The sequence below is a fragment of the Pseudoxanthomonas kalamensis DSM 18571 genome (genome assembly GCF_010211745.1).
In the GTDB taxonomy this organism is placed as follows: domain Bacteria; phylum Pseudomonadota; class Gammaproteobacteria; order Xanthomonadales; family Xanthomonadaceae; genus Pseudoxanthomonas_A; species Pseudoxanthomonas_A kalamensis.
The window spans coordinates 1-513 of record NZ_PDWQ01000145.1 but is presented as its reverse complement, the minus strand read 5'-3'; the positions used below and the strand labels follow the sequence as shown (position 1 = coordinate 513).

The window sequence follows — 513 nt, the reverse complement described above, 5'->3', positions numbered from 1 at the left end:
CGGCTGGAACGACCTCTCCTGCCCGTTCATGGGTTCGGTCCTGACGGTGGACCAGATGCCGGCCATGGGCAGCGACAGTAAACGCGTGCAGGTGCGCGAATATCCGGGCGGCCACATGTTCTACAACCGTGCCGACAGCCAGGCCGCGTTCCGTAACGACGTCGAGGCGATGTACGAAACGCGCTGATTGCTCGCATCGCCGGGCGTGTGGACGCTCGGCGATGGATCAGCCGCGTCGTGCCGCGCTCAGACCGCGCCAGGGGCGGTCGCCTGCACGTTCCACCCCAACCACTGGTAGACCTGATAGCGGGCAATGCCCAGGTATTCGTGCAGGGCCACATCGGCCAGGGTGAAGTTGTAGCTCTGCGGCAGGATCGACCACGTGGCAGTCAGCCAGTCGGCGCGCACGGGTGTGGCATCGATGCCGAAGTGGCGGAAATACAGTTCGGCCCGACGCAGATGCGTGGCCGAGGACACCAACGCAATGCGATCGGGCCGGTAGTCGCGCAGCAA

General features: G+C 65.3%; 1 protein-coding gene and 1 pseudogene. One reads left to right on the top strand and one right to left on the bottom strand.

Going from position 1 to position 513, the window contains the following annotated elements; genetic code table 11:
- Window positions 1-187 (top strand): annotated as a pseudogene (locus CSC70_RS14435) (peptidase S10); the annotation flags it as partial.
- Between the two features lie 59 nt (window positions 188-246).
- On the opposite strand, the gene CSC70_RS14430 reads toward CSC70_RS14435, so the two are convergent.
- Window positions 247-513: YdcF family protein (locus CSC70_RS14430; protein ID WP_162457238.1), on the bottom strand; the 267-nt coding region annotated here is incomplete at its 5' end.